Source organism: Geobacillus sp. LEMMY01 (assembly GCF_002042905.1).
In the GTDB taxonomy this organism is placed as follows: Bacteria; Bacillota; Bacilli; order Bacillales; family Anoxybacillaceae; genus Geobacillus; species Geobacillus proteiniphilus.
The window spans coordinates 122,947-148,286 of the sequence record NZ_MVKA01000002.1 but is presented as its reverse complement, the minus strand read 5'-3'; the positions used below and the strand labels follow the sequence as shown (position 1 = coordinate 148,286).

The window sequence follows — 25,340 nt, the reverse complement described above, 5'->3', positions numbered from 1 at the left end:
GGCGATGGAGGCAAGAAAGCATCGCAACACCCATCAGGGAGCGTTCATCCTGTTTTGCCTGTTCGGCTTCCTCTTTTCTCTGTTGTTCGTCCGCTTTGTGCAGCTTGGATGGACCGGCAAAGCGGACGGCCAAACACTGGCTGTGATCGCGGAGCGGCAGCATCAACAAACGCGAACGATCGAGGCGAAGCGCGGAACGATTTTCGACCGCAACGGCTCCATTTTGGCTGAAGATGTGCCATCCTATACGGTTGTGGCCATTTTGGATCCGAAGATGACAACCGATCCGGATCATCCGCGCCATGTGGTCGATCCGAAAAAAACAGCGGAACAACTCGCCCCGTTGCTTGGCATGGACGTCGAGGCGATGGAACGCATTTTGACCAAAAAAGCGAAGCAAGTCGAGTTCGGTTCCTACGGCCGCAACATCAGTTTTGAGCTGAAGCGAAAAATCGAAGCGCTCCATTTGCCAGGCATCGCCTTCATCCGCGACACGAGCCGGTTTTATCCGAACGGCATGTTTGCGTCGCACGTCATCGGCTATGCGCAAAAAGATGCAGCCAACGAAACGGTCGGCAAAATGGGAGTGGAAAAAGAGCTTGACCGGTATTTGCGCGAAGAAGACGGCTATGTGTCGTTTGCCGGCGACATAAACGGCTTCCGCCTTCCGGGGGGAAAGGAGCGCATTGTTAAGCCGGACAATGGGGCAAACGTCTATCTGACGATTGACGGAAAGATTCAATCATTTTTGGAAGATGCGATGAACAGTGTCGAGAAGCAATACAAGCCGAAAAAAATGATCGCCATCGTCGCCGATCCAAAAACAGGGAAGATTTTGGCGATGGCGACGCGTCCGAGCTTCGACCCAAACAAGCGCGATATTACGAACTTTTTAAATGACGCTATTTCCTATCCGTATGAGCCGGGATCGACGATGAAAGTGTTCACGCTCGCGGCGGCCATCAATGAAGGGGTGTATAACGGCAACGAAACGTATCGCTCTGGTTCCTACAAAGTGGGGCCGAATACGATTCGCGACCATAACGATGTCGGCTGGGGGACGATCACGTTTAATGAAGGGGTGCAACGCTCCTCAAACGTCGCCTTTTCGATTTTAGTGAAAGAAAAGCTTGGCGAAGATCGGTTTTTGCAATATTTGCACCGTTTCCATTTCGACCGGAAAACGGACATCGATTTGCCGAACGAAGCGGTCGGGCAAATCCGCTACCGTTATCCGATTGAACGGATTACGACCGGATTCGGCCAAGGGACATCGGTGACGCCGATCCAGCAAATCCAAGCGGCGACGGCGATCGCCAACGATGGGAAAATGATGAAGCCGTATGTCATCGAGAAAGTCGTCGACCCAGACAGCGGCAAAGTCGTGCTCGATCATGAGCCGACCGTGGTCGGCGAGCCGATTACGGCGGAAACCGCGCGCAAAGTGCGCGCCATTTTAGAGACGGTCGTCACGTCCGAGCACGGCACCGGCCGTCCGTACCAAATCAACGGCTACCGCGTCGCCGGCAAAACGGGGACGGCGCAAATTCCGTCGGCTTCCGGGGGCTATTTGACCGGACGGGAAAACTACATTTTTTCGTTTTTAGGCATGGCGCCGACGGATGATCCGAAGCTTCTCATGTATGTCGCTGTCCAACAGCCGCACCTCGATGTGACCGAAACCGGAGCGGCGCCGGTGTCGCAAATTTTTACGACGGTGATGAAAAGCAGTTTGCAATATTTGCATATTGAACCGAACGGGGAAAAACGAATGAAAGCAAAGACTGCGGAACCGCAGGCGCTTGATTCATGGATCGGCCAGCCGGCGGCTTCGGCAGCAGAGCAGCTGAAGGAAAAAGGATATGTGCCGGTCGTGATCGGCCGCGGCAAGTATGTTGAGCAGCAGCTTCCGCAAGGCGGCGATCACGTTCTTTTGGGCGAACGGGTCGTGTTGAAAACGGACGGGGCGGCAACGATGCCAGATTTGCGCGGCTTCTCGCTGCGCGACGCTATGAAAGTGGCCAACGTTCTCGGCTTGCGGCCGAGCACGAAAGGGAGCGGCTATGTCGTCAGCCAAAACATTCGTCCGGGAGCGGAGGTGCGCAAAGGCGATTATTTAATCGTTGAATTGGCTCCGCCGCGCCAATGGGAGAAAGCGGCGGCGGAGAAGAAGAAAGAGGCGGCCGAGCGGAAAGAAGCCGAGCCGCACGAATGATTTTTGCCGTTCTATAACGGGGCGTACAAGCATATAGTGGAACGAGCCCACCATGAAGGAGGTTCCGCCATATGCGCGTATCGTACGTTACCGTGCGCAAGCGGTTGACGATCGTGTTTTTGATCGGGATTTTGATCTTTGCCATTATCGATCTCCGTCTCGGCTACGTCCAATTTTGGCTCGGCGATATGTTAGCGGAACGGGCGAAAGGGCTATGGGGCCGGAACATTCCGTTTGAGCCGAAGCGAGGCGAAATTTTGGACCGCAACGGCGTCCCGCTGGCGACGAACATGAGCGCGCCGACGGTGTATGTCATTCCGCGGCAAGTCAAAAACCCGGCAGAGGCGGCGAAAAAGCTGGCCGGGGTGTTGGGCGGTTCGGTCGAATCCATCTATAAACAAATCACGCAAAAAACGTCGATCGTCCGCCTGAAAGAAGGGCGGAAAATTTCCGATGAAAAAGCGGTGAATGTGCGCGCCCTCAACTTGGATGGGGTGTATATCGCTGAAGATACGAAGCGCTACTATCCGTTTGGCAGCTATTTGTCGCACGTGCTCGGCTTCACCGGCATTGACAACCAAGGGCTCACCGGGTTGGAGCTGTATTATGACAAGGAACTGAGGGGCGAGCGCGGCTCCGTGCAGTTTTATTCCGATGCGAAAGGGCGGCGCATGCCCGATATAGCTGATGACTATACGCCGCCGACTGACGGCTTGAATTTGGTGTTGACGATCGATTCGCGCATTCAGACGATCATTGAGCGCGAACTTGACATCGCAGAGGCGAAATACAATCCGGACGGCATCATCGCTATCGCCATGGACCCGAACACGGGTGAAATTTTGGCGATGGCGAGCCGGCCGACGTTCAATCCAGCGGATTACCGGAGCGTTCCTCCGGAAATTTACAACCGCAACTTGCCGATTTGGAGCACGTACGAACCGGGATCGACGTTTAAAATCATTACGCTGGCCGCGGCGCTTGAGGAACATAAGGTGAATTTGCTGAAAGACCATTTCTTTGACCCGGGCTACGCCAAAGTAGCCGGCGCTACGCTTCGCTGCTGGAAAAAAGGCGGCCACGGCGATCAGACGTTTTTGGAAGTCGTGCAAAACTCGTGCAACCCGGGGTTTGTCGAACTTGGCGAGCGGCTTGGAAAGGAGACGTTGTTTCGTTACATTAAGCAATTCGGTTTTGGTGAGAAAACGGGCATCGACTTGCAAGGCGAAGGAACAGGCATTTTGTTTGATTTGAAACGGGTCGGGCCGGTGGAACTGGCAACGACGGCGTTTGGCCAAGGGGTGTCGGTGACGCCGATCCAGCAAGTCGCTGCCGTGTCGGCGGCAATCAATGGCGGCATTTTGTATACTCCGTACATTGCCAAGCAGTGGGTCGACCCGGAAACAGGAGAGATCGTCCGCCGCAACACGCCAAAGGCGAAACGGCGCGTCATTTCCGAGGAAACATCGAAACAAGTCCGCTACGCACTTGAGAGCGTCGTCGCTCAAGGAACAGGGAAAAAGGCGTATGTCGAAGGGTACCGTGTCGGCGGAAAAACGGGAACGGCGCAAAAGGCGCAAGGCGGCCGCTATTTGCAAAACAACCATATCGTTTCGTTCATCGGCTTCGCTCCGGCGGATGATCCGAAGCTTGTCGTGTACGTCGCCGTCGACAACCCGAAAGGAACGGTTCAGTTCGGCGGCACGGTCGCTGCGCCGATCGTTGGGAAAATTATGGAAGACAGCTTGCGGATTATGGGCGTGAAACCGCGCCAAGACCAGCTTGCGAAAGAGCGTGACTGGAATGAGCCGAAAGTGATTGAGGTGCCGAACTTGATCGGATTGACAAAAAATGATTTGCAAGAGCAGCTTTTTGACTTAAAATTAGATGTTAGTGGCGAGGGAGATGTCGTTGTTGAACAATCCCCGAAGCCAGGGGCGAAAGTGAAAGAAGGCTCAACGGTCCGCATTTATTTGGCGAAACGCGAAGCGGCGGAAGAACGGTAAGACGAACGTGCAAGGGGCGACCGATGCGATGACACATCGGGTTGGTTGTGCCCCTTTTTCCGCTGTCTGCCTAACGGAGCGGACGATTTCGAAGCGAAAGGGATGAACGAACATGAAACTGCTGACGCTGCTGTCACACTTGCCCGGTTTTTGGGTGCACGATGGAGGCAATCCCGATATCGTGGCGCTCGAAATGGACTCGCGCCGCGTTGCCCCCGGTTCTCTCTTTTTTTGCCTTAAAGGGTTTACAGTAGACGGACACGACTTTGCCGAGGAAGCGGTGGCGCGCGGAGCGGCGGCAGTCGTGGCCGAGCGTCCGCTTTCCGTCGATGTTCCAGTCGTTCTCGTGCCGGACAGCCGGCGGGCGATGGCGATTTTAGCGGACGCGTTTTACGGGCAACCGACCCACCGCCTTCATTTAATCGGAGTAACGGGCACAAACGGCAAGACGACGACAACGTCGATCATTGAACAAATCGCGAGAAAAGCCGGCAAGAAAACAGGGCTCATTGGCACGGTTCACATCAAGGTCGGCGACCGCTCCTATCCGGCGGCCAATACGACGCCGGAGTCGCTCATTTTGCAGCGCACGTTTAAACAGATGGTCGATGAAGGAGTGGAGTTTGTCGCCATGGAAGTGTCGTCGCATGCGCTGCACCAAGGTCGGGTGCATGGCTGCGATTACGATGTGGCCGTCTTTACGAACTTAACGCAAGACCATTTGGATTATCACGGGACAATGGAAGAATACCGGAACGCCAAAGGGCTTTTGTTTGCCCAGCTCGGCAACCGCTACGACAAACGGCGGCCGAAATTCGCCGTTCTCAATCATGACGATCCGGTTTCGCAATATTATAAACATATGACGGCCGCGCCGATCGTCACATACGGCATGAAGGAAAAAAGCGATGTGATGGCGGAACAGATCCGCATGACCGCAGGCGGCATGGCGTTTCGGCTTTGCACGCCGCACGGGTCGGCGGCGGTCGAAACGAAACTTGTCGGCTCGTTCAATGTCTATAACATTCTCGCTGCTGTCGCGGCCTGTCTTGCCTCTGGCTTTTCGCTTGAAATGATCGCCGCGGCGCTTGCGGATGTCGAGCCGGTGCCGGGGCGGTTTGAAACGGTCGATGAAGGGCAAAACTTTACGATCATCGTCGATTACGCCCACACGCCGGACAGTTTAGAAAACGCCTTAAAAACGGTGCGCCAATTGGCGAAGCGAAACGTGTATGTCGTCATCGGCTGCGGCGGCGACCGCGACCGGTCGAAACGGCCGCTCATGGCGCAGGTGGCGGTGCGGTATGCGGATGTCGCCGTTTTTACCTCCGACAATCCGCGTTCGGAAGATCCGAAGCAAATTTTGTGCGACATGGAAGCGGGAGTAAGAACTGAGATAGGGATGCATGTGACGATTCCTGACCGTGAAGAGGCGATCCGCTACGCCATTGGCCAGGCGCAGGAAGGCGATGTTGTGTTGATTGCCGGCAAAGGGCATGAAACGTATCAAATCATCGGCGATGACGTGATCGACTTTGATGATCGCGCCGTCGCCCGGAGAGCGGTGAAGGAGAGAGGATGACGATGATCGCATACAGGATGGTGCAATCGATTGCGGTGGAGGTGCGCGGCATTGTTGATGAAACGATCCGCTTTCACGCCGTGTTCGTCAACCCAGCCAAACAAGTGAAAAAAGGGTTGTTCGTTCCGCTCGAAAACGGGGCGGAAACATTGAAAACGGCGATTGAACACGGAGCGATCGCTTCATTTTGGCGTCTGGGCGAGCCGTTGCCGCGCTACATTCCAAATCAATTTCCGATCTTTTTCGTTCCGTCGCCGCTCGAGGCGGCAGCGGCATTGCTTGAGCGGTATTTAGAGCAAGGCGGCGAGGGGGACGCGCAGTTTTTCTTCGCGCTCCCCGAAGGCAGCTCCCTTGCTGATGCGGCCGTGCGCCGCCGGCTCATCGAATTGAAGAATCGGTGGATGGATGCCCGGCCGGCCAAAGGATGTGATGATGCATGCCAGAACGAGTGATCGTGATTGCGATGGTGGTTTCCTTTTTGATCACCGTCATGTTGTCCCCGCTGTTCATCCCGTTTTTGCGGCGGCTGAAATTCGGACAAAGCATCCGCGAGGAAGGACCGAAGTCGCATCAAAAAAAATCAGGCACGCCGACGATGGGCGGCATCATGATTTTGTTGGCGATTGTGGCGACGACCTTATGGATCACGCCGAAAATCGCCGACTTGTCGACGAGGACGTATTTGCTGCTGTTGGTCACCGTCGGCTATGGGGTGCTCGGCTTCCTCGACGATATGATCAAAGTCGTGATGAAGCGAAATCTCGGCTTGACAAGCCGGCAAAAATTTATCGGCCAGCTCCTTATCGCAGCCATCTTTTTTGCCGTCTACCGCCAAAGCGGCTTTTCGACGGCGTTACATATTCCCGGCGCCGATTGGTCGGTCGACCTCGGTTGGGCGTACGGCGTGCTCTTGTTGTTCATGCTTGTCGGCGGCTCGAACGCCGTCAACTTGACCGACGGTCTTGACGGGCTGCTTGCTGGAACGGCAGCGATCGCCTTTGGCGCTTATGCCGTCTTGGCTTGGAATCAAGGCCAGTACGATGTCGCCGTATTTTGCGTCGCCGTTGTTGGCGCCGTGCTTGGCTTTTTAGTGTTTAACGCCCACCCGGCGAAAGTGTTTATGGGCGACACCGGCTCGCTCGCGCTTGGCGGGGCGATCGCCGCTGTCGCTGTCCTGACGAAGCTTGAGCTGTTGCTTGTCATCATCGGCGGTGTGTTTGTCATCGAGACGCTGTCGGTCATCATTCAAGTGGCTTCGTTCAAAACGACAGGACGGCGCGTGTTCCGCATGAGTCCGCTTCATCATCATTATGAGCTTGTCGGCTGGTCGGAATGGCGGATCGTTGTGACGTTTTGGGCCGTCGGCCTTTTATTTGCGATGCTAGGAATTTATATCGAGGTGTGGATGTAATTGAAACCGACTCGTTTTTACCAACATCGTCGTGTGCTTGTCATTGGATTGGCGAAAAGCGGAGCGGCGGCAGCTCGGCTTCTTGCGGAGTTAGGCGCTAGGGTCGTCGTCAATGATCAAAAGCCGCTTTCGGAAAACATGGAGGCCAAGCAGCTTGAACCGCTCGGCATTCGCGTCGTTTGCGGCGGCCATCCGCTTGAACTGCTTGATGAGCCGTTTGACCTTGTCGTGAAAAACCCGGGCATTCCGTACACGAACCCGATGGTGAAAAAGGCGCTTGAGAAGGGGCTTCCGGTCGTGACCGAAGTGGAGCTTGCTTATCACATTTCCGAAGGGCCGTTTATCGGCATCACCGGGTCCAACGGAAAAACGACGACGACGACGCTCATTTATGAAATGTTAAAAGCGGACGGCCAAGATCCGCTGCTTGCCGGCAACATCGGCCTTGTCGCCTGCGAGGTGGCGAGGGAAGCGAAGATGGGGCAATGGCTTGTCACGGAACTGTCTTCGTTCCAGCTTGCCGGCATTGACAAGTTTCGCCCGGCCATTGCTGTTTTGCTCAATATTTTCGACGCCCACTTGGACTACCACGGAACGAAAGAGGCGTATGCAGCGGCAAAGGCGAACATTTTCCGCAACCAAACGGAGCGCGATTATGCCGTCGTCAATGCCGACGATCCGCTCGTGATGGACATTGCCTCATCGGTTCGATCGCAAAAAGTGCTGTTTTCGGCGACGAAGCCTCTCGGCGAAGGGGCGTACGTTCAAGACGGCGCCATCTATTGGAGCGGTGATCTAGTTATGAGAATCGCTGACATCGTTCTTCCTGGCCAGCACAATTTGGAAAACATTTTAGCGGCGGTGGCGGCCGCCAAGCTGGCCGGCGCCAGTGATGAGGCGATCCGCCAAGTGCTGGCGACGTTTTCCGGCGTGAAACATCGGCTTCAGTATGTGGCGGAAATTGACGGCCGGCGGTTTTACAACGATTCGAAGGCGACGAACATCTTAGCGACGCAAAAGGCGCTTTCGGCGTTTGCCGGCGAGCCGGTCATTTTGTTGGCCGGCGGGCTTGACCGCGGCAATGAGTTTGATGATCTCCTCCCGTATTTGCAACAGGTGAAGGCGGTCGTGCTGTTCGGCCAGACGGCGGACAAAATCGGCCGCATCGCCCAAAAAGCGGGAATAGAAACGATCCGATATGTCGATAATGTGGAAAAAGCCGTCCCGGTTGCTTTCGAGCTTTCCGAGCCGGGCGACGTCATTTTGCTCTCTCCAGCATGCGCCAGCTGGGATCAATACAAAACTTTCGAGGAGAGAGGGGACATTTTTATCAACGCCGTGCATAAGTTGAAATAGAGGGAAAGGGACAGCCCTTTCCCTCTAGTTTACGAAAATAGAGGTGTTGGGCATTGCCGCGGAAAAAGTCTGCGCCGGATTTTTTGCTCATTATTTTGACGTTTTCGCTCTTGGCCATCGGACTCATTATGGTGTACAGCGCGAGCGCCATTTGGGCGGAATACAAATTCAATGATTCGTTTTTCTTCGCCAAGCGCCAACTATTGTTTGCGGGTGTCGGCATTATCGCTATGTTTTTTGTCATGAATATCGATTATTGGGTGTGGCGCGACTGGTCGAAAGTGCTGCTTGGCGTCTGTTTTGTGTTGCTCGTTCTTGTGCTCATCCCCGGCATCGGCATGGTTCGCAACGGGTCACGCAGCTGGATCGGCGTCGGGGCGTTTTCGATCCAGCCGTCCGAGTTTATGAAGCTGGCCATGATCGCTTTTTTGGCCAAATATTTATCGGAAAACCAAAAAAAAATTACGTCGTTTAAACAAGGGTTGTTGCCGGCGCTGGCGCTTGTGTTTGCTGCGTTCGGCATGATTATGCTGCAGCCGGACTTAGGGACGGGCACCGTCATGGTCGGTACGTGCGTGACGATGATTTTCGTCGCCGGCGCCCGTCTCAGCCATTTTGCCGGGCTTGGCGTATTGGGGCTCGCTGGGCTTGCCGCCCTGATCCTGTCGGCTCCATATCGAATCAAGCGGATTACATCGTTTTTAAACCCGTGGGAAGATCCGCTCGGAAGCGGATTTCAAATCATCCAGTCGCTGTACGCCATTGGGCCGGGCGGCTTGTTCGGCCTTGGGCTCGGGCAGAGCCGACAAAAGTTTTTTTACTTGCCGGAGCCGCAAACCGACTTTATTTTCGCCATTTTAGCTGAGGAGCTCGGCTTTATCGGCGGTTCGCTCGTCCTCCTGCTCTTTGCCCTTCTTCTTTGGCGCGGCGTGCGCATCGCCCTTGGCGCCCCTGACTTGTACGGAAGCTTTTTGGCGCTTGGCATTATTTCGATGATCGCCATTCAAGTGATGATCAATATCGGCGTTGTGACGGGATTGATGCCCGTCACCGGCATCACCCTCCCGTTTTTAAGCTACGGCGGATCGTCGCTGACATTGATGCTTATGGCCATCGGCGTGCTGCTTAACATCAGCAGGCATGCCCGCTATTAGGCAAGCGGCGGATGTCCGCCATTTTTTCTTGGCGTCTCTCGAACGCAGCCCATCGTCGAACGGTGCCGGCAAATGCGATAAAAACAGGCTCTCTCTTGCATTCTATTTGTGATATAATGAAAACAAGTGCAAAAAACAAAGAAACGGCAGTGGATGCCGTTTGTTTTTATACCGATCGTTTCAGCGCGGGCGTTGAAGAAGAAAGCGGGGAATGCGATGGAAAAAGGAAAAGTCGTCGTCCTGGAGGACCGCGTGCCGAAACTGAAGGAGCGGCGACGCCAGAAAGCGAACCGCCGGCTCATTGCGTACTTGTTCTTCTTTTTTCTGTTTATCTTGTGCGTCCTTTACTTTCAATCGCCGCTCAGTGCGGTAAGGCATGTGGAAGTGAGCGGCAACCGCCATCTCTCAGCGGAGCGCATCATCAGTTTAAGCGGCATTACAAAGCGGACAAGCTTTTGGAAAGTGAATGAACAAAACGTGGAAGCAAAGCTCACTCGCCATCCAGAAATTAAGGAGGCCACAGTGGAAAAACAGCTGCCGAACACGATCGCCATCCACGTCCGCGAATGGCGGCGAATCGCTTATGTGTATGACCGGCAAACGTTTTTTCCGCTGCTAGAAAATGGGCGGCTGTTAAAGCAGGAAGGGACGAAGACGGCTCCGAGCGATGCGCCAGTGTTAGTCGGCTGGAAAGACGGCGACGCCATTGCTGAAATGACGGGGCAGCTCGCCGAACTGCCAGCGGCGGTGCTGGGCGCCATGTCGGAAATTCACTACAAGCCGACTAGGGAATATGAAGACCGCGTCATCGTCTACATGAATGACGGTTATGAAGTAAGCGCGACAATCCGGCAATTTGCGGACAAGCTGTCGCATTATCCGGCGATTGCCGCCGCGCTTGACCGAAACGTCAAAGGAGTCATTCATTTGGAAGTCGGCAACTATTTTGTTCCTTACAACCCCCCGAAAAAGGAGGATGGCGATGAAACGACAAGCCCGTAGCCGCCTCCTGCTGACGTTGATCTGCTTGATCTTCGGCGCCATGCTCGGGTTTTCGTACCAACATGCGAAAAACGAAGCATCTCGCCGCGAATGGAGCGACAGCGAGTGGAAAAAAGAGTACGAATATCGCTCGGCGCTTCTTGCTTTGCAAAAAGAAAACCGGTCGCTCAAGCAGCAGCTTGTCAAAAAGCAGGAGGAGCTGGCCGCATGGGAGAAGAAGCTGGCTGAGGAGCAGGCGAACGAGGCCGGATTGGCAAAAGAAGCGGAACAGCTGCGCATGCATGTTGGAAAAGCGAGGGTGAAAGGGAAAGGTGTAGCAGTCACCCTTTCCGATTCCTCTTATATCCCCTCTGAAGCGAGCGCTACCGATTATATCGTTCATGAACAGCACGTATGGAAAGTTGTTCACGAGCTGCTCATTTCCGGCGCCGAAGCGGTCGCCATTAATGGACAGCGCATTTCCCACCGTTCATATATCGTCTGCAACGGCCCAGTCATTGAGGTCGATGGGACGCAGCATGCCGCCCCGTTTGTCATTTCGGCCATTGGCAATCCGGACGTGCTCATGTCCGCTCTAGAGCTTCCCGGCGGCATCGTCGACGAACTTGTCGAAGACCATATCGACGTAAAAGTGGAAAAGCAAGGAGCTATCGTGTTGGATCCGGTGTTTGCGCCCCAGCCGTAAAACGGGCGGGAAAGGGCGGTGAAGCGCATTGGAACGGAGAAGTCAATTCTATTTTGCCGGCGTAGCTGCCATATTCGGCGTGATGCTGGCCGTCGGACTGCGGACGACGCTATCCCCGGAAGGGCGCGACACGCGCGACATTTGGGAGCTGCGCGCCGATTTGACGAAAGAGCAGAAGCTTGAACAGCGGCTGCTTGAGGAGCTAGAGAGTTACGAGGAAATATTGCGCCGCTACCGGCAGGAATACGAGGCGGGCGGCGCCACGGAGCTTGAGGCGACGGTCGCGGAGCTGAGGGAAGAAGCCGGGCTGACAGAAGTGAGAGGAAGCGGTCTCGTGTTGACGATCGCTCCGCTTTCGTCGGCCGGCTACGTCGGTCCGGCCGTTGCTACCGTATCGCCTGAGCTATTGCAACGGTTAGTGAATGAGTTGAACAAATACGGGGCGGAAGAAATCGCCATCGACGGTGAGCGGCTGACGAATCGGACGGCCATTCGCGAGGTCAATGGTGCAACGAAAGTCGGGAGCCGCTCAATGAGGTTGCCAGTCGAAGTGAGAGCAATCGCCGATGATGCGGACAAGCTATACAGTGGGCTCGCCGTTTCGCCGATTCGCGATGATTTCGCCGTGGAAAACTTGGAGCTGTCAATATCCAAGCCTCAACCGCTCGTTGTCATTCCGCCCGCGGCTAGCCGCCCTGATGTGAAATACATGGAGACAGCGAACGGCGGCAAGGAGGAGAAATAGCATGTGGCTCCCGCTTTTTGGATTGCTTCTTGGGTTTGCCATCGGCGTTCTCGCCGGCTGGGAAGTTCCCGATGAATATTCCAATTATTTGTCGATTGCCATTTTAGCCGCCTTTGATACATTAATAGGAGGATGGCGCGCCCACCTGCAGCGGACGTACGACGAAACCGTATTTATAACCGGGTTTTTTTTCAACATTGTTCTGGCCGCAACTTTAACTTTTCTTGGGGTGCATCTTGGTGTAGACTTGTATTTAGCGGCTGTGTTCGCCTTCGGCGTCCGCTTGTTTCAAAACATCGCCATCATCCGCCGCCTTTGGCTTGCCGAGTGGGCCAAGCGGCGGCAAAATCGCGAAAAAAGTTAGGCGAAAGACAGGGAAAGTCTTTTCGCGTGTTGAATTATATGGGGTAAAACAAAATATAGTGTTGTTGCGAAACTCGCAAACTAGACATAGACCAAATAGACAAAGAGATGGGAAATTTCAGCCAAAAAAGGAGGTGTCGCTGCTTACTGAAACGCCGGCCGGCACCGGCGCGTTTTTAGTAGGCAGATGCCAAAAAATGAGCAGCAATGAGATCGTCGTTAGCCTGGATGTCGGAACATCGAGCGTGAAAGTCATCATCGGGGAAATGCTAGGCAGCTCCATCAACATTATCGGGGTGGGCAATGTCAAAGCGGAAGGGCTCAAAAAAGGGGCGATTGTTGATATAGATAAAACGGTGCAGTCGATCAGACGGGCCGTCGAGCAAGCGGAGCGGATGGTCGGCTTATCGATCCGCCGCGTGATCGTCGGGGTGGCCGGCAGCCATATTCAGCTCCATGACTGCCACGGCATCGTCGCCGTCGCGAGCGAAAACCGGGAAATCAGCGATGAAGATGTCGCCCGCGTCATCGATGCCGCGCAAGTCGTCTCCATTCCTCCCGATCGGGAAATCATCGGCGTCGTTCCGCGCCAGTTCATCGTCGACGGATTGGACGGCATTCATGATCCGCGCGGCATGCTTGGCGTCCGCTTGGAAATGGAAGGCACTATGGTGACCGGTGCGAAGACGGTATTACATAATCTCCTTCGCTGTGTGGAGCGGGCAGGCTTGGAAATCAGCGACATTTGTCTTCAGCCGCTGGCGGCCGGTTCGCTCGTGCTGTCCGATGACGAGCGGCATCTAGGGGCGGCGCTCGTTGACCTAGGAGGCGGCTCGACAACGATCGCTGTCTTCGAGCAAGGGGCGTTGCAAGCTGTCTCTTCGCTGCCGGTCGGCGGGGAGCACATTACGAAAGACTTGGCCATTGGATTGCGGACGACAACGGACGATGCCGAAAAAATCAAACTGAAGCACGGACATGCGTTTTACGACTACGCTTCGGAGGAAGAAGTGTTCAGCGTGCCGATTATGGGCACCGATCAACACCAGCAGTTCAGCCAGCTGGAGATCGCCGATATTATTGAGGCGAGGCTGGAAGAAATTTTGCAAATGGTTCAGCAGGAAGTGCGCCGTCTCGGGTTTCGCGATCTTCCCGGCGGCTATGTGCTGACCGGCGGCGTCGCCAATATGCCAGGGTTGCTTGAGCTGGCCCACGTCGTTTTAGGGACGAGCGTCCGCATTGCCATGCCGGATTATATCGGAGTGCGTGACCCGCAGTATACGATCGGCGTTGGCTTGCTCAAGTTCGCCTACCGGCAGGCGCAGCTGCAAGGGAAAACGGTCCCGGCTGCCGCTGCGGTGGAGCCGGTCGAGCGCCCCTCGCAAAAACAGCAGCCGAAACCTAAAAAGAAAGAAGACCATTTTGGGAAGAAAGTCAAGAAATTTTTCGGTTCTTTCTTTGAATAGAGATTGAAATTTTAGGAGGATTTGGCCATGTTGGAGTTTGAGACAACAGTCGATCAGTTGGCAACGATCAAGGTGATTGGAGTCGGGGGCGGCGGCAACAACGCTGTCAATCGGATGATTGAGTATGGGGTGCAAGGTGTGGAGTTTATTGCGGTCAATACGGATGCACAGGCGCTCAACTTGTCGAAGGCGCCGATCAAGCTGCAAATCGGGGCGAAGCTGACCCGCGGCTTGGGCGCGGGGGCAAACCCGGAAGTTGGAAAAAAAGCAGCTGAGGAGAGCAAAGAGCAAATTGAAGAAGCGCTTCGCGGCGCCGATATGGTGTTTGTCACCGCTGGCATGGGCGGTGGCACGGGAACTGGCGCTGCGCCGGTCATCGCCCAAATTGCGCGCGAATTAGGGGCGCTTACGGTCGGCGTTGTTACGCGCCCGTTTACGTTTGAGGGGCGGAAGCGGGCGACGCAGGCCGCAAGCGGTATCGCCGCCATGAAAGAGGCGGTCGATACGCTCATTGTCATTCCGAACGACCGGTTGCTTGAGATTGTCGACAAAAATACGCCGATGCTTGAGGCGTTCCGTGAAGCGGACAATGTGCTGCGCCAAGGGGTGCAAGGCATTTCCGATTTGATCGCCGTGCCGGGGTTGATCAACCTTGACTTCGCTGATGTGAAGACGATCATGTCGAATAAAGGTTCGGCATTGATGGGTATTGGCATCGCCAGCGGCGAAAACCGAGCGGCTGAGGCAGCAAAAAAAGCCATTTCCAGCCCGCTGTTGGAAACATCCATTGACGGCGCTCAAGGGGTGCTGATGAACATCACCGGCGGCATGAACTTAAGTTTGTACGAAGTGCAGGAGGCTGCCGACATCGTCGCTTCGGCGGCCGACCAAGAAGTGAACATGATCTTCGGCTCCGTTATTAATGAGAACTTAAAGGACGAGATCATTGTGACGGTCATTGCGACCGGATTCAACGAAAACGTCGCTTCGCAGCCGCGGCCGCCGCGCATTGGCATCGGCACTGTGCCGAAAGCGGCGCCGGCTCCAAAGCGGGAAAAGCGCGAAGAGCCGATACAAGACTATGCAGCGCTCCGCTCGGGGCAAGCAGAAGACCCGCTTGACATTCCCGCTTTCTTGCGCAACCGCAACCGCCGCCGCTAGATGGCGAAACGGGCATGAACAAAACGTTCATGCCCGCTTTTCATATTAGGACCAAAAAATCTCTCGCGTTGGCCTCCCGCTCTCTCGCAGCGCAAGGGCGAAAAAGAGAAGGCAGGCTAGGCTTTCGTGCCGGCCGATTTGATCCGCCGTGGTTCCCCCTGTTTTGACAAAACATCCCCTTTTTCACCGCCACCGATTGACAGACTTTCCGCGAAGAGATGCTATATACTTGTTTCAGACAAAGCCGATGTGGGCGGGGGAGGGGCTTGACGGTTGGTCGTCTATCTCGATGTCATTTGGCTGTTGAACGTCTGTTTTGACGCGTTGCTTCTTTGGCTGACGGCGCTCATGCTCAAGCGGCCGATCGTCTGGTGGCGCCTGTTGGCCGGGGCGTTGATCGGTTCGTTGCTTGTCATATTGCTGTTTACCCCATTTTCCGCCATCGCCCAGCACCCGTTGATAAAAGTAGCCGTTTCAGTGTTGATCGTGTGGGCCGCCTTCGGCTTTAAGCGCCCGCGCTATTTGCTTGAGAATATGCTGGCGTTTTACTTTGCCACGTTCGCCGTCGGCGGCGGCATGCTGGCGGTTCATTATTTTTTCGCGCACCAACTGTCCGTACGCCAAGGCATGCTTCTCATGCATCATCCCGGGGCGGGCGATCCGGTCAGCTGGATGTTTGTTGTCATCGGGTTTCCGGTTTTATGGTTTTTTTCCCGCCGAAGGGTGGAGGCGATTCGCGAAAAAAAACTGCGGTTTGAACATATCATTGAGGTCAAGATCGTATGGGACGGGCGGCCGCTTATGCTGCGCGGCTTGATTGACAGCGGCAACCAGCTCGTCGATCCGTTGACAAAAACGCCGGTGATGGTAGTCGAACAGGAAAAAGCGAAGGCCGTGCTTCCTGAAGAGCTATTGGGTTGCCTCAGCGCTCACATGATGCTTGCTTCCCCGCCGGAGCGGTGGGTCCATCTCCTCCGTCTCATTCCGTACCGCGCGGTCGGCAGCGGTCCGCAAATGATGGCGGCGGTCAAGCCAGACCGCATTATGCTTCGGTATGAAAACGAATGGTTGGAAGTAGCGCAAGGGCTTGTGGCGCTAAGCGCTGATCCGCTGTCGACGGATGGGGAGTACGACTGCATCGTCCATCCGAAAATGGTGCAGGCGGGAAGAAAGCTGACCGCTTCGTAGGTTTTGTTTAGTATATCATACTCGCTTTTGATCCGTTTAGAAGGGGGATTTTCATGAAAAAGTGGAAACTTCGCTTCATGTACTGGCTGTATAAGCTTTTGGCCAAGCTCGGCTTGAAGGCGGATGAAATTTATTATATCGGAGGCAGCGAAGCGCTCCCGCCGCCGCTGACAAAAGAAGAAGAGGAGCAGCTGATCGCCAGGCTCGCCGCCGGCGATGACACGGCGAGATCGCTTTTGATCGAACGCAATTTGCGTCTTGTCGTCTACATTGCGCGCAAGTTTGAAAACACCGGCATTCACATTGAAGATTTGATCAGCATTGGAACGATCGGCCTCATTAAGGCGGTCAACACGTTCAACCCGGAGAAGAAGATCAAGCTGGCGACATACGCGTCGCGCTGCATTGAAAACGAAATTTTAATGTATTTGCGCCGCAACAACAAAGTGCGGGCGGAAGTGTCGTTTGATGAACCGCTCAATATCGACTGGGATGGCAACGAGCTGTTGCTTTCCGACGTGTTGGGCACGGAAGACGACGTGATTACGAAAGATTTGGAAGCGGATGTCGACCGGCGCTTGCTCTTAAACGCCTTGCGCCAGCTGAGTGACCGCGAGAAGCAAATTATGGAATTGCGTTTTGGTCTTTCCGGCGGCGAAGAAAAGACGCAAAAAGACGTCGCTGATTTGCTCGGCATTTCGCAATCGTACATATCGCGGCTCGAGAAGCGGATCATTAAACGGTTGCGCAAAGAATTCAATAAAATGATGTAGCGGGCGGCGGGAGCGAAATTCCGCCGCTTTTTCCGCGTCGGACAGGCTGTGCATATTTTTCCCTTCCAAGGAGATACTGAAAACTGACGACTTAGCATCTCCTGATGGGAGGGAACAACTTGACGAGGAACAAAGTTGAGATTTGCGGCGTAGACACTTCGAAGCTTCCCGTCCTCAAAAATGAGGAAATGCGTGAACTGTTTCGACGGATGCATGAGGGGGATTTGGAGGCGAGAGAGAAATTAGTAAACGGCAACTTGCGCCTCGTGTTGAGTGTCATTCAGCGCTTCAACAACCGAGGCGAATTTGTCGATGATTTGTTTCAAGTCGGCTGCATCGGACTTATGAAATCGATTGATAATTTTGACCTCAATCAAAACGTGAAGTTTTCCACTTACGCCGTGCCGATGATCATCGGCGAAATCCGCCGCTATTTGCGCGACAACAACCCGATCCGCGTTTCGCGCTCGCTGCGCGACATCGCCTACAAAGCGTTGCAAGTGCGAGAGCGGCTCATGAGCGAGACGGCGAAAGAACCGTCAACCGAGGAAATTGCCAAAGAACTCGGCGTCGCCCATGAGGAAGTGGTTTTTGCCCTCGATGCCATTCAAGATCCTGTTTCGTTGTTTGAGCCGATTTACAACGACGGCGGCGACCCGATTTACGTGATGGACCAGCTGAGTGATGAGCGCAACCGCGACAGCCAATGGATCGAAGAAATCGCCCTGAAGGAAGGGCTTCGGCGGTTGAATGAGCGGGAAAAAATGATCATCCGCAAACGTTTTTTCCAAGGAAAGACGCAAATGGAAGTGGCCGAGGAAATCGGCATTTCCCAAGCGCAAGTGTCTAGGCTCGAAAAAGCGGCGATCCGGCAAATGAATAAAAACATCCAAGTGTGACAGGCTGCAGGTTGCAGCCTTTTTCTTTGGCACATAACTGCCCATTCGGCGTCATATAGATGAAAAAGAGGGAGAGGAAAGGCGGGGGAAGAAATCGTGATGAGAATTTCCGAATTTCAGACGAAAGATGTCGTCAATGTAGCCAATGGGAAAAAGCTTGGCAATATTGGGGACATTGATATTGATTTAGATACTGGAAAAATCCGCTCGCTCATTATTTTAGGCGCCGGAAAGATGCTCGGGCTGTTCGGCCGCGAAGAGGCGGTCGTCATTCCATGGCAGAACATCGTCAAAATCGGAGCCGATGTTATTTTAGTCCGCCTTCATGATACGGATTGAATCCAGAGGATGGCCTAGGGTTGACAGCAATGTTTCGACAAAATCGCAAATAAAGGTTATCATGGACAAACAAACTATGATAAAATAGGAAAAAAAGTGATAAAAAACTACAAAAAGCAGCGTGAGGTTGACGCGAATGCCGGACATTTTTCAACAAGAAGCCCGCGGCTGGCTCCGCTGCGGGGCGCCTCCGTTTGCTGGAGCCGTCGCTGGATTGACGACGAAACATGGCGGGGAGAGCAAAGGGCCGTTCGCCTCGCTGAATATGGGACTGCATGTCGGCGATGATCGCACGGATGTCGTCAACAACCGCCGGCGCTTGGCGGAATGGCTTGCATTCCCGCTTGAGCGATGGGTGGGTTGCGAGCAAGTGCACGGTGCCGACATTCGGAAAGTGACCAAAAACGAACGGGGGAATGGAGCGCAAGACTTCGCCACAGCGGTTCCGGGAGTCGACGGGTTGTATACAGACGAAGCGGAGGTGTTGCTCGCGCTTTGTTTTGCCGATTGTGTGCCCATTTATTTTGTGGCGCCATCTGCTGGGTTAGTCGGCCTTGCTCATGCCGGATGGCGGGGAACGGCCGGCGGCATCGCTGGTCACATGGTGCGGCTTTGGCAAACGCGCGAACACATCGCGCCGAGCGACATCTATGTTGCCATCGGACCTGCCATCGGTCCGTGCTGTTATACGGTTGACGACCGGGTCGTGGACAGTTTGCGCCCGACGCTTCCTCCGGAAAGCCCGTTGCCATGGCGGGAAACGAGCCCAGGGCAATATGCGCTCGACTTAAAGGAAGCCAACCGGCTTCAGTTGCTCGCGGCTGGCGTTCCGAACAGCCATATTTATGTGTCGGAACGCTGTACAAGCTGTGAGGAAGCGTTGTTTTTTTCCCACCGCCGCGACCGCGGAACGACCGGAAGGATGTTGGCGTTCATTGGCCGAAGGGAGGAAACGACATGACGGTGCGCGACAACTTGGCGGCCATTCGCCGAGAAATCGAGGCGGCCTGCGCTCGCGTCGGCCGCGATCCGGCCGGCGTGCGCATCGTGGCGGTCACCAAATATGTGGATGCAAAGCGGGCGCTCGAGGTGCTTGACGCCGGCATTGCCGATCTCGGCGAAAACCGCTCTGACCAATTGATTGAAAAGCATGAACGGATCGGAAATCAAGCGACGTGGCATTTCATTGGGACGCTTCAGTCGCGCAAAGTCAAAGACATTATTGATAAAGTCGATTACATTCATTCGCTCGACCGCTTGTCGCTCGCGAAAGAAATTGAAAAGCGGGCGGCGAGGCCGGCGAAATGTTTTGTGCAGGTGAACGTCTCAGGAGAGGCGACCAAACACGGGCTCGCCCCCGAAGAAACGATTCCGTTTATTGAACAACTTCGCGCCTTTTCGCGCATCGAAGTCGTCGGATTGATGACGATGGCGCCGCACACCGACGACGAAGCGATATTGCGCGCTTGCTTTCGCCAATTGCGGATGCTGAAGGAACGCGTTCAGGCGTTGGGAATGGCCCATGCGCCATGCACCGAACTGTCAATGGGCATGTCAAACGACTACACGATCGCCATCGAGGAAGGAGCGACGTTTGTGCGCATCGGCAGCGCGCTTGTCGGATCATTGTAGGAGGTGAAACCGGATGGGGTTGATGAAAAAATTTCGCGATTATTTTTTAGAAGAAGATTACGAAGACTATGAAGAAGAATATGAAGCGCCGCAGCCGGAAGAGGAGGCGCCGCCGAAGACGGCAGGCAAGGCGAACGTCGTCAGCTTGCAAAGCGTGCAAAAATCGGCGAAAGTCGTGCTTGCTGAGCCGCGGGTGTATGCGGAGGCGCAGGAGATCGCCGACCATTTGAAAAGCCGGCGCGCGGTCATCGTCAACTTGCAGCGCATCCAGCATGAGCAGGCGAAGCGGATCGTCGACTTTTTAAGCGGCACGGTGTACGCCATTGGCGGCGACATTCAGCAAGTCGGCACGAAAATTTTTTTATGCACCCCGGAAAACGTCGACGTCAGCGGCTCGATTTCGCTCGACGGCGAGGATGACAGACCGATGAAGAGGTGGTAGCCGTTGGATTATGTACTCACGTTTTTGACGACATTGATTCAAGTGTACTCGTATGCGCTGATCATTTATATTTTAATGTCGTGGTTTCCCAATGCGCGTGAAACGCGGTTCGGACAAATGCTTGCCGCCATTTGCGAGCCGTATTTGGAGCCGTTTCGGCGCGTCATTCCGCCGCTTGGCGTCATTGACGTCTCCCCGATCGTCGCTTTTATCGTTCTTGAATTTGCGACAAGAGGGCTTCACGCCCTGTTTGACATTCTTGCGTCGCAGTTTTAGCTGCCGTTTTGTGCGCCGGCGGCGTTCGCTATGGTCGGACGGCAAGAAGCCAATGGGCGGAACTCGCAGGGAGGAATCCGTTGTGGGTTCCTTTCTTCCATGAAAGCAAGGTGACGTCAAGTGGAGCTGTATCAGCATTTTCGCAAAGAGGAACATCCGTTCATTGATCAAGTGCTCGAGTGGAAGGAGATGGTGAGCCGTCAGTACGCTCCGAAGCTGACCGATTTTCTTGATCCGCGTGAGCAGCAAATCGTGCAAAGCATCGTCGGCGGCGCGGAAGATGTGCGCGCGTTCTTTTTCGGCGGCGCCCCGTTTGTCGAGCGGAAGCGGGTGTTTCTCGCCCCGCCGTATATCGACCCTGAGGAAGAGGATTATGGCATTGTACTGTTTGCCGTCCGCTATCCGGCGAAATTCGTTTCCCTTGAACATCGCGACGTGTTGGGGGCGCTGATGTCGCTTGGCTTGCGGCGCGGCAAGTTTGGCGATATTCTCGTTCAAGATGAAGAGATTCAATTTTTCGCCGCCGCTGAAGTCGCCGACTACGTCCGCCTGCATGTCGAAATGATCGGCAAAGCTCCGGTTGCGCTTGAGCCGCTTCCGTTGTCGGCTGCCATGCCGCTTGCCGAAACGTGGGAGGAAGGAACGGTCACGGTTTCTTCTCTAAGGCTCGATGCTGTGCTCGCTCAGGCGTTTCGCCTTGCGCGCGAGAAAGCGCGTGCGCTTGTTGAAAGCGGGCTTGTCAAAGTCAACTGGAAGGTGGTGGACAAGCCTGATTTTCTCTGTGGACCGGGTGATGTGCTGTCGGCGCGGGGCTTTGGCCGCTGCAAGCTGTTTTCGGTGGAAGGGCCGACGAAAAAAGAGCGCTGGCTCGTCCGGATCGGCCGACAAAAATAAGCAAATGACGGCAGGAAATCGGCAAACCGTGTCGAATGAAGTGAAGCAAAGGAATGATGGAGACGGAGGTGGCCGTTGTGCCGTTGACGCCATTAGATATTCACAATAAGGAATTCAGCCGCGGCTTTCGCGGGTATGATGAAGACGAAGTAAACGAGTTTCTCGATCAAGTCATTAAAGACTATGAAATGCTCATCCGTGAAAAAAAGCAACTGGAAGAAAAAGTGGCGGAACTGACGGAAAAGCTGAACTACTTTGCGAACATTGAAGAGACGCTCAATAAGTCGATTCTTGTTGCTCAAGAAGCAGCGGAAGAAGTGAAGCGGAATGCGCAAAAAGAGGCGAAGCTGATCATTAAAGAGGCGGAAAAAAACGCCGAGCGCATCATCAGCGATGCATTGGCGAAATCGCGGAAAATCGCCCTCGAGATCGAGGAGCTGAAGCGGCAGTCGAAAGTGTTCCGCGCCCGTTTCCGCATGCTTGTCGAGGCGCAGCTTGATATGATCAACAGCCGCGATTGGGACGAGTTGATGGAGTATGAGACGCCGGATTTGGAAGAAGGGGCGAAAGAACCGCTGTCTCAGCCTTGACGAACCGAAGCCGTTTCGGTTATAATAATTGGCAAAAATCGCCGCACCAGCCGCCGTGGGAGGCGGTTGGCTTTTTTCAGGATGAATAGCGAAATAGCCATCGACGATGAAAGGGACAGTAGCTCTTGTACGACCGGTCGCAGCGAGCCAGGGGCGGTGGAAGCCTGGCATCGGCGCAAGAGTGAACATCACCCTGGAGTTCCATGCCGAACATCAAGTAGGCCATGGCGCGTCATTCCCGTTACGAATGAAAAGTGGGCTGTGCGTCGTTTGCATGGCCAAGAAGGGTGGTACCGCGAGACCGTTCTCGTCCCTTGCCGGGGGAGAACGGTTTTTTATTTGAAGAGGAGGGAGCAAAGATGGATTACAAAGAAACGCTGCTCATGCCGAAGACCGAGTTTCCGATGCGCGGCAATTTGCCGAAGCGGGAGCCGGAAATGCAAAAAAAATGGGAGGAAATGGACATTTACCGGAAAGTGCAGGAGCGGACGAAAGGACGGCCGCTGTTTGTTCTGCATGACGGCCCGCCGTATGCCAACGGCGACATTCATATGGGGCATGCGCTGAACAAAATTTTAAAAGATATCATCGTCCGCTACAAATCAATGAGCGGCTATTGCGCGCCGTACGTGCCGGGCTGGGATACGCACGGCCTGCCGATCGAAACGGCCCTTGCCAAGCAAGGCGTCGACCGCAAATCGATGAGCGTCGCCGAGTTCCGCAAGCTGTGCGAGCAATACGCGTATGAACAAATCGACAACCAACGCCGGCAGTTCAAGCGGCTCGGCGTGCGCGGCGACTGGGACAACCCGTACATTACGCTCAAACCGGAGTACGAAGCCCAGCAAATTAAAGTGTTTGGCGAAATGGCGAAAAAAGGGCTCATCTACAAAGGGTTGAAGCCGGTCTATTGGTCGCCGTCAAGCGAATCGGCGCTCGCCGAAGCGGAAATCGAATATAAAGACAAGCGTTCGCCGTCGATTTATGTCGCCTTCCCGGTGAAAGACGGCAAAGGCGTGCTTGAGGGCGATGAGCGAATCGTCATTTGGACGACGACGCCGTGGACGATTCCGGCGAATTTGGCGATCGCCGTCCATCCGGAGTTGGACTACCATGTCGTGGAAACAAACGGGCAAAAATACGTCGTCGCCGCTGCCCTTGTCGAGTCGGTGGCGAACGAAGTCGGCTGGGACGCATGGTCGATTGTGAAAACGATCAAAGGAACAGCGCTCGAGTATGTGGTGGCGAAACATCCGTTTTATGAGCGCGACTCGCTTGTCGTCTGCGGCGAACACGTCACGACCGATGCCGGCACCGGCTGCGTCCATACGGCGCCGGGCCACGGGGAAGACGACTTTCTCGTCGGGCAAAAATACGGGCTTCCGGTCCTTTGCCCAGTTGATGAACGCGGCTATATGACAAGCGAAGCGCCTGGATTTGAGGGGATGTTTTACGAAGACGCCAACAAGGCGATTACACAGAAGCTTGAGGAAGTGGGCGCCTTGTTGAAACTCGGATTTATCACCCACTCGTATCCGCACGACTGGCGGACAAAGCAGCCGACGATTTTCCGGGCGACGACGCAATGGTTTGCGTCGATCGATAAAATCCGCGGCCAGTTGCTTGATGCCATCAAAGAAACGAAATGGATTCCGGAGTGGGGGGAAATCCGCATCCATAACATGGTGCGCGACCGCGGCGACTGGTGCATTTCCCGACAGCGCGCCTGGGGCGTGCCGATTCCGGTCTTTTACGGCGAAAACGGCGAACCGATCATCACCGATGAGACGATCGAGCATGTGTCAAACTTGTTCCGCCAATACGGGTCGAACGTCTGGTTTGAGCGCGAGGCGAAAGACTTGCTGCCGGAAGGATTCACCCATCCGTCGAGCCCGAACGGCATCTTTACGAAAGAAACGGACATTATGGACGTTTGGTTTGACTCCGGTTCGTCGCACCAAGCCGTGTTGGTCGAACGCGACGATCTCGTGCGTCCGGCTGATTTGTACTTGGAAGGGTCCGACCAATATCGCGGCTGGTTCAACTCATCGCTGTCCACCGCCGTTGCCGTCACCGGCAAAGCGCCGTATAAAGGCGTGTTGAGCCACGGCTTTGTCTTGGACGGCGAAGGGCGGAAAATGAGCAAGTCGCTCGGCAACGTCGTCGTGCCGGCGAAAGTGATGGAACAGTTCGGCGCCGACATTTTGCGCCTTTGGGTCGCTTCGGTCGACTATCAAGCGGACGTGCGCATCTCCGACCATATTTTAAAACAAGTGTCGGAAGTGTACCGGAAAATCCGCAACACGTTCCGGTTTATGCTCGGCAACTTGTTCGATTTTGACCCGAACAAAAACGCCGTGCCGATTGGGGAGCTTGGCGAAGTCGACCGCTATATGTTGGCGAAATTGAACAAGCTTGTCATCAAGGTGAAAAAAGCGTACGACAGCTATGATTTCGCCGCGGTTTACCATGAGATGAACCATTTCTGCACCGTCGAGCTGAGCGCGTTTTACTTGGATATGGCGAAAGACATTTTGTACATCGAAGCGGCTGACTCCCGCGCCCGCCGCGCCGTGCAGACGGTGCTGTATGAAACGGTCGTCGCGTTGGCGAAGCTCATCGCGCCGATTTTGCCGCATACCGCCGATGAAGTGTGGGAGCATATCCCGAATCGAAGAGAAAACGTCGAAAGCGTCCAGCTCACCGATATGCCGGAGCCGATCGCGATCGACGGCGAAGAAGCGCTGCTGGCGAAATGGGATGCGTTTATGGACGTGCGCGATGACATTTTAAAAGCGCTCGAGAACGCGCGCAATGAAAAAGTGATCGGCAAATCGCTGACGGCCAGCGTCATCGTCTACCCGAAAGACGAGGCGCGGAAGCTATTGGCGTCGCTTGACGAAGATTTGCGCCAGCTCCTGATCGTTTCGGCGTTTTCCGTTGCGGATGAACCGTATGACGCCGCGCCGGCCGAAGCCGAGCGGCTCGACCACGTGGCCGTCATCGTCCGCCCGGCGGAAGGCGAGACGTGCGAGCGGTGCTGGACGGTGACGAAAGAAGTCGGCGCCGATCCGTCGCATCCGACGCTTTGCCCGCGCTGCGCGCACATTGTGGGCGAACATTATTCCGCATAACGAAAAGCGGCAGGCTGCCTTGGCGCG

24 protein-coding genes and 1 other annotated feature are annotated in these 25,340 nt (G+C 54.9%); all 24 genes read left to right on the top strand.

Annotation, left to right across the window (positions count from 1 at the left end; all coding sequences use genetic code 11):
• Window positions 1-4: 4 nt before the first annotated feature.
• The 24 genes from B1A75_RS02345 to ileS all read left to right on the top strand — a co-directional run bounded on the left by B1A75_RS02345 (window position 5) and on the right by ileS (window position 25,313).
• Entirely contained in the window at window positions 5-2,215 is a 2,211-nt protein-coding gene (locus tag B1A75_RS02345; protein ID WP_074043659.1) for a penicillin-binding protein, read from the top strand.
• 71 nt (window positions 2,216-2,286) lie between these two features.
• The gene (locus B1A75_RS02340) at window positions 2,287-4,221 is read left to right on the top strand and encodes a stage V sporulation protein D (protein ID WP_042380052.1); all 1,935 of its coding nucleotides are present in this window, start codon (window positions 2,287-2,289) and stop codon (window positions 4,219-4,221) included.
• 112 nt (window positions 4,222-4,333) lie between these two features.
• On the top strand, window positions 4,334-5,803 hold the full coding sequence (locus B1A75_RS02335; protein ID WP_042380050.1) for a UDP-N-acetylmuramoyl-L-alanyl-D-glutamate--2,6-diaminopimelate ligase: 1,470 nt from the start codon (window positions 4,334-4,336) through the stop codon (window positions 5,801-5,803).
• Complete coding sequence (locus tag B1A75_RS02330; protein ID WP_042380048.1) at window positions 5,800-6,255, top strand: hypothetical protein; 456 nt, start codon at window positions 5,800-5,802, stop codon at window positions 6,253-6,255. The genes B1A75_RS02335 and B1A75_RS02330 overlap by 4 nt, the downstream gene beginning before the upstream one ends.
• On the top strand, window positions 6,240-7,214 hold the full coding sequence (mraY, locus tag B1A75_RS02325) for a phospho-N-acetylmuramoyl-pentapeptide-transferase (protein WP_042380044.1): 975 nt from the start codon (window positions 6,240-6,242) through the stop codon (window positions 7,212-7,214). Before B1A75_RS02330 ends, mraY begins: the two co-directional genes overlap by 16 nt.
• On the top strand, window positions 7,215-8,570 hold the full coding sequence (murD, locus tag B1A75_RS02320) for a UDP-N-acetylmuramoyl-L-alanine--D-glutamate ligase (protein ID WP_042380041.1): 1,356 nt from the start codon (window positions 7,215-7,217) through the stop codon (window positions 8,568-8,570). It abuts the gene before it with no gap.
• A gap of 53 nt (window positions 8,571-8,623) precedes the next feature.
• Window positions 8,624-9,724, top strand: a complete 1,101-nt coding sequence (gene spoVE, locus B1A75_RS02315) for a stage V sporulation protein E (protein ID WP_042380039.1) — start codon at window positions 8,624-8,626, stop codon at window positions 9,722-9,724.
• A 216-nt stretch (window positions 9,725-9,940) separates the two neighbouring features.
• The gene (divIB, locus tag B1A75_RS02305) at window positions 9,941-10,726 is read left to right on the top strand and encodes a cell division protein DivIB (RefSeq protein ID WP_174435182.1); all 786 of its coding nucleotides are present in this window, start codon (window positions 9,941-9,943) and stop codon (window positions 10,724-10,726) included.
• A complete protein-coding gene (locus B1A75_RS02300; protein WP_042380033.1) occupies window positions 10,707-11,411 on the top strand; it encodes a DUF881 domain-containing protein in 705 nt (234 codons plus the stop codon). The genes divIB and B1A75_RS02300 overlap by 20 nt, the downstream gene beginning before the upstream one ends.
• A gap of 28 nt (window positions 11,412-11,439) precedes the next feature.
• Window positions 11,440-12,156 (top strand): DUF881 domain-containing protein, encoded by a 717-nt coding sequence (locus tag B1A75_RS02295; RefSeq protein WP_079935673.1) that lies wholly within the window; start codon window positions 11,440-11,442, stop codon window positions 12,154-12,156.
• 1 nt (window position 12,157) lies between these two features.
• Entirely contained in the window at window positions 12,158-12,520 is a 363-nt protein-coding gene (locus tag B1A75_RS02290) for a small basic family protein (RefSeq protein WP_042380027.1), read from the top strand.
• Window positions 12,521-12,716: 196 nt separating this feature from the next.
• Window positions 12,717-13,985, top strand: coding sequence for a cell division protein FtsA (ftsA, locus tag B1A75_RS02285; RefSeq protein WP_042380216.1), 1,269 nt, complete (start codon window positions 12,717-12,719; stop codon window positions 13,983-13,985).
• A gap of 27 nt (window positions 13,986-14,012) precedes the next feature.
• Window positions 14,013-15,146 (top strand): cell division protein FtsZ, encoded by a 1,134-nt coding sequence (ftsZ, locus tag B1A75_RS02280; RefSeq protein WP_079935672.1) that lies wholly within the window; start codon window positions 14,013-14,015, stop codon window positions 15,144-15,146.
• A gap of 273 nt (window positions 15,147-15,419) precedes the next feature.
• Complete coding sequence (gene spoIIGA, locus B1A75_RS02275; protein ID WP_042380020.1) at window positions 15,420-16,334, top strand: sigma-E processing peptidase SpoIIGA; 915 nt, start codon at window positions 15,420-15,422, stop codon at window positions 16,332-16,334.
• A gap of 53 nt (window positions 16,335-16,387) precedes the next feature.
• Complete coding sequence (gene sigE, locus B1A75_RS02270; RefSeq protein WP_025949771.1) at window positions 16,388-17,107, top strand: RNA polymerase sporulation sigma factor SigE; 720 nt, start codon at window positions 16,388-16,390, stop codon at window positions 17,105-17,107.
• Between the two features lie 119 nt (window positions 17,108-17,226).
• On the top strand, window positions 17,227-18,006 hold the full coding sequence (sigG, locus tag B1A75_RS02265; protein WP_011230628.1) for an RNA polymerase sporulation sigma factor SigG: 780 nt from the start codon (window positions 17,227-17,229) through the stop codon (window positions 18,004-18,006).
• A 96-nt stretch (window positions 18,007-18,102) separates the two neighbouring features.
• Window positions 18,103-18,345, top strand: coding sequence for a YlmC/YmxH family sporulation protein (locus tag B1A75_RS02260; protein ID WP_013145837.1), 243 nt, complete (start codon window positions 18,103-18,105; stop codon window positions 18,343-18,345).
• 136 nt (window positions 18,346-18,481) lie between these two features.
• On the top strand, window positions 18,482-19,306 hold the full coding sequence (gene pgeF, locus B1A75_RS02255) for a peptidoglycan editing factor PgeF (RefSeq protein ID WP_042380213.1): 825 nt from the start codon (window positions 18,482-18,484) through the stop codon (window positions 19,304-19,306).
• The gene (locus B1A75_RS02250) at window positions 19,303-19,977 is read left to right on the top strand and encodes a YggS family pyridoxal phosphate-dependent enzyme (RefSeq protein WP_074043655.1); all 675 of its coding nucleotides are present in this window, start codon (window positions 19,303-19,305) and stop codon (window positions 19,975-19,977) included. The genes pgeF and B1A75_RS02250 overlap by 4 nt, the downstream gene beginning before the upstream one ends.
• A 13-nt stretch (window positions 19,978-19,990) precedes the next feature.
• On the top strand, window positions 19,991-20,419 hold the full coding sequence (locus tag B1A75_RS02245; RefSeq protein ID WP_044731803.1) for a cell division protein SepF: 429 nt from the start codon (window positions 19,991-19,993) through the stop codon (window positions 20,417-20,419).
• Between the two features lie 3 nt (window positions 20,420-20,422).
• Window positions 20,423-20,695, top strand: a complete 273-nt coding sequence (locus B1A75_RS02240) for a YggT family protein (RefSeq protein ID WP_042380003.1) — start codon at window positions 20,423-20,425, stop codon at window positions 20,693-20,695.
• Between the two features lie 120 nt (window positions 20,696-20,815).
• A complete protein-coding gene (locus tag B1A75_RS02235) occupies window positions 20,816-21,589 on the top strand; it encodes a YlmH family RNA-binding protein (protein ID WP_042380000.1) in 774 nt (257 codons plus the stop codon).
• A gap of 77 nt (window positions 21,590-21,666) precedes the next feature.
• The gene (locus B1A75_RS02230; RefSeq protein ID WP_025949776.1) at window positions 21,667-22,179 is read left to right on the top strand and encodes a DivIVA domain-containing protein; all 513 of its coding nucleotides are present in this window, start codon (window positions 21,667-21,669) and stop codon (window positions 22,177-22,179) included.
• Between the two features lie 97 nt (window positions 22,180-22,276).
• Window positions 22,277-22,497, top strand: a binding site (T-box leader).
• A gap of 41 nt (window positions 22,498-22,538) precedes the next feature.
• Window positions 22,539-25,313, top strand: coding sequence for an isoleucine--tRNA ligase (gene ileS / locus B1A75_RS02225; protein WP_079935671.1), 2,775 nt, complete (start codon window positions 22,539-22,541; stop codon window positions 25,311-25,313).
• Window positions 25,314-25,340 lie beyond the last annotated feature (27 nt).

What these genes read in the sequence shown, in the direction of transcription:
- mraY (WP_042380044.1), top strand. Translation starts at nt 6,240, where the DNA reads ATGCCAGAACGAGTGATCGTGATTGCGATGGTGGTTTCCTTTTTGATC.
- sigE (WP_025949771.1), top strand. Translation starts at nt 16,388, where the DNA reads ATGAAAAAGTGGAAACTTCGCTTCATGTACTGGCTGTATAAGCTTTTG.
- B1A75_RS02250 (WP_074043655.1), top strand. Translation starts at nt 19,303, where the DNA reads ATGACGGTGCGCGACAACTTGGCGGCCATTCGCCGAGAAATCGAGGCG.
- pgeF (WP_042380213.1), top strand. Translation starts at nt 18,482, where the DNA reads ATGCCGGACATTTTTCAACAAGAAGCCCGCGGCTGGCTCCGCTGCGGG.
- B1A75_RS02340 (WP_042380052.1), top strand. Translation starts at nt 2,287, where the DNA reads ATGCGCGTATCGTACGTTACCGTGCGCAAGCGGTTGACGATCGTGTTT.
- B1A75_RS02300 (WP_042380033.1), top strand. Translation starts at nt 10,707, where the DNA reads ATGAAACGACAAGCCCGTAGCCGCCTCCTGCTGACGTTGATCTGCTTG.
- ftsA (WP_042380216.1), top strand. Translation starts at nt 12,717, where the DNA reads ATGAGCAGCAATGAGATCGTCGTTAGCCTGGATGTCGGAACATCGAGC.
- B1A75_RS02245 (WP_044731803.1), top strand. Translation starts at nt 19,991, where the DNA reads ATGGGGTTGATGAAAAAATTTCGCGATTATTTTTTAGAAGAAGATTAC.
- ftsZ (WP_079935672.1), top strand. Translation starts at nt 14,013, where the DNA reads ATGTTGGAGTTTGAGACAACAGTCGATCAGTTGGCAACGATCAAGGTG.
- B1A75_RS02335 (WP_042380050.1), top strand. Translation starts at nt 4,334, where the DNA reads ATGAAACTGCTGACGCTGCTGTCACACTTGCCCGGTTTTTGGGTGCAC.
- ileS (WP_079935671.1), top strand. Translation starts at nt 22,539, where the DNA reads ATGGATTACAAAGAAACGCTGCTCATGCCGAAGACCGAGTTTCCGATG.
- B1A75_RS02345 (WP_074043659.1), top strand. Translation starts at nt 5, where the DNA reads ATGGAGGCAAGAAAGCATCGCAACACCCATCAGGGAGCGTTCATCCTG.
- B1A75_RS02290 (WP_042380027.1), top strand. Translation starts at nt 12,158, where the DNA reads ATGTGGCTCCCGCTTTTTGGATTGCTTCTTGGGTTTGCCATCGGCGTT.
- B1A75_RS02330 (WP_042380048.1), top strand. Translation starts at nt 5,800, where the DNA reads ATGACGATGATCGCATACAGGATGGTGCAATCGATTGCGGTGGAGGTG.
- divIB (WP_174435182.1), top strand. Translation starts at nt 9,941, where the DNA reads ATGGAAAAAGGAAAAGTCGTCGTCCTGGAGGACCGCGTGCCGAAACTG.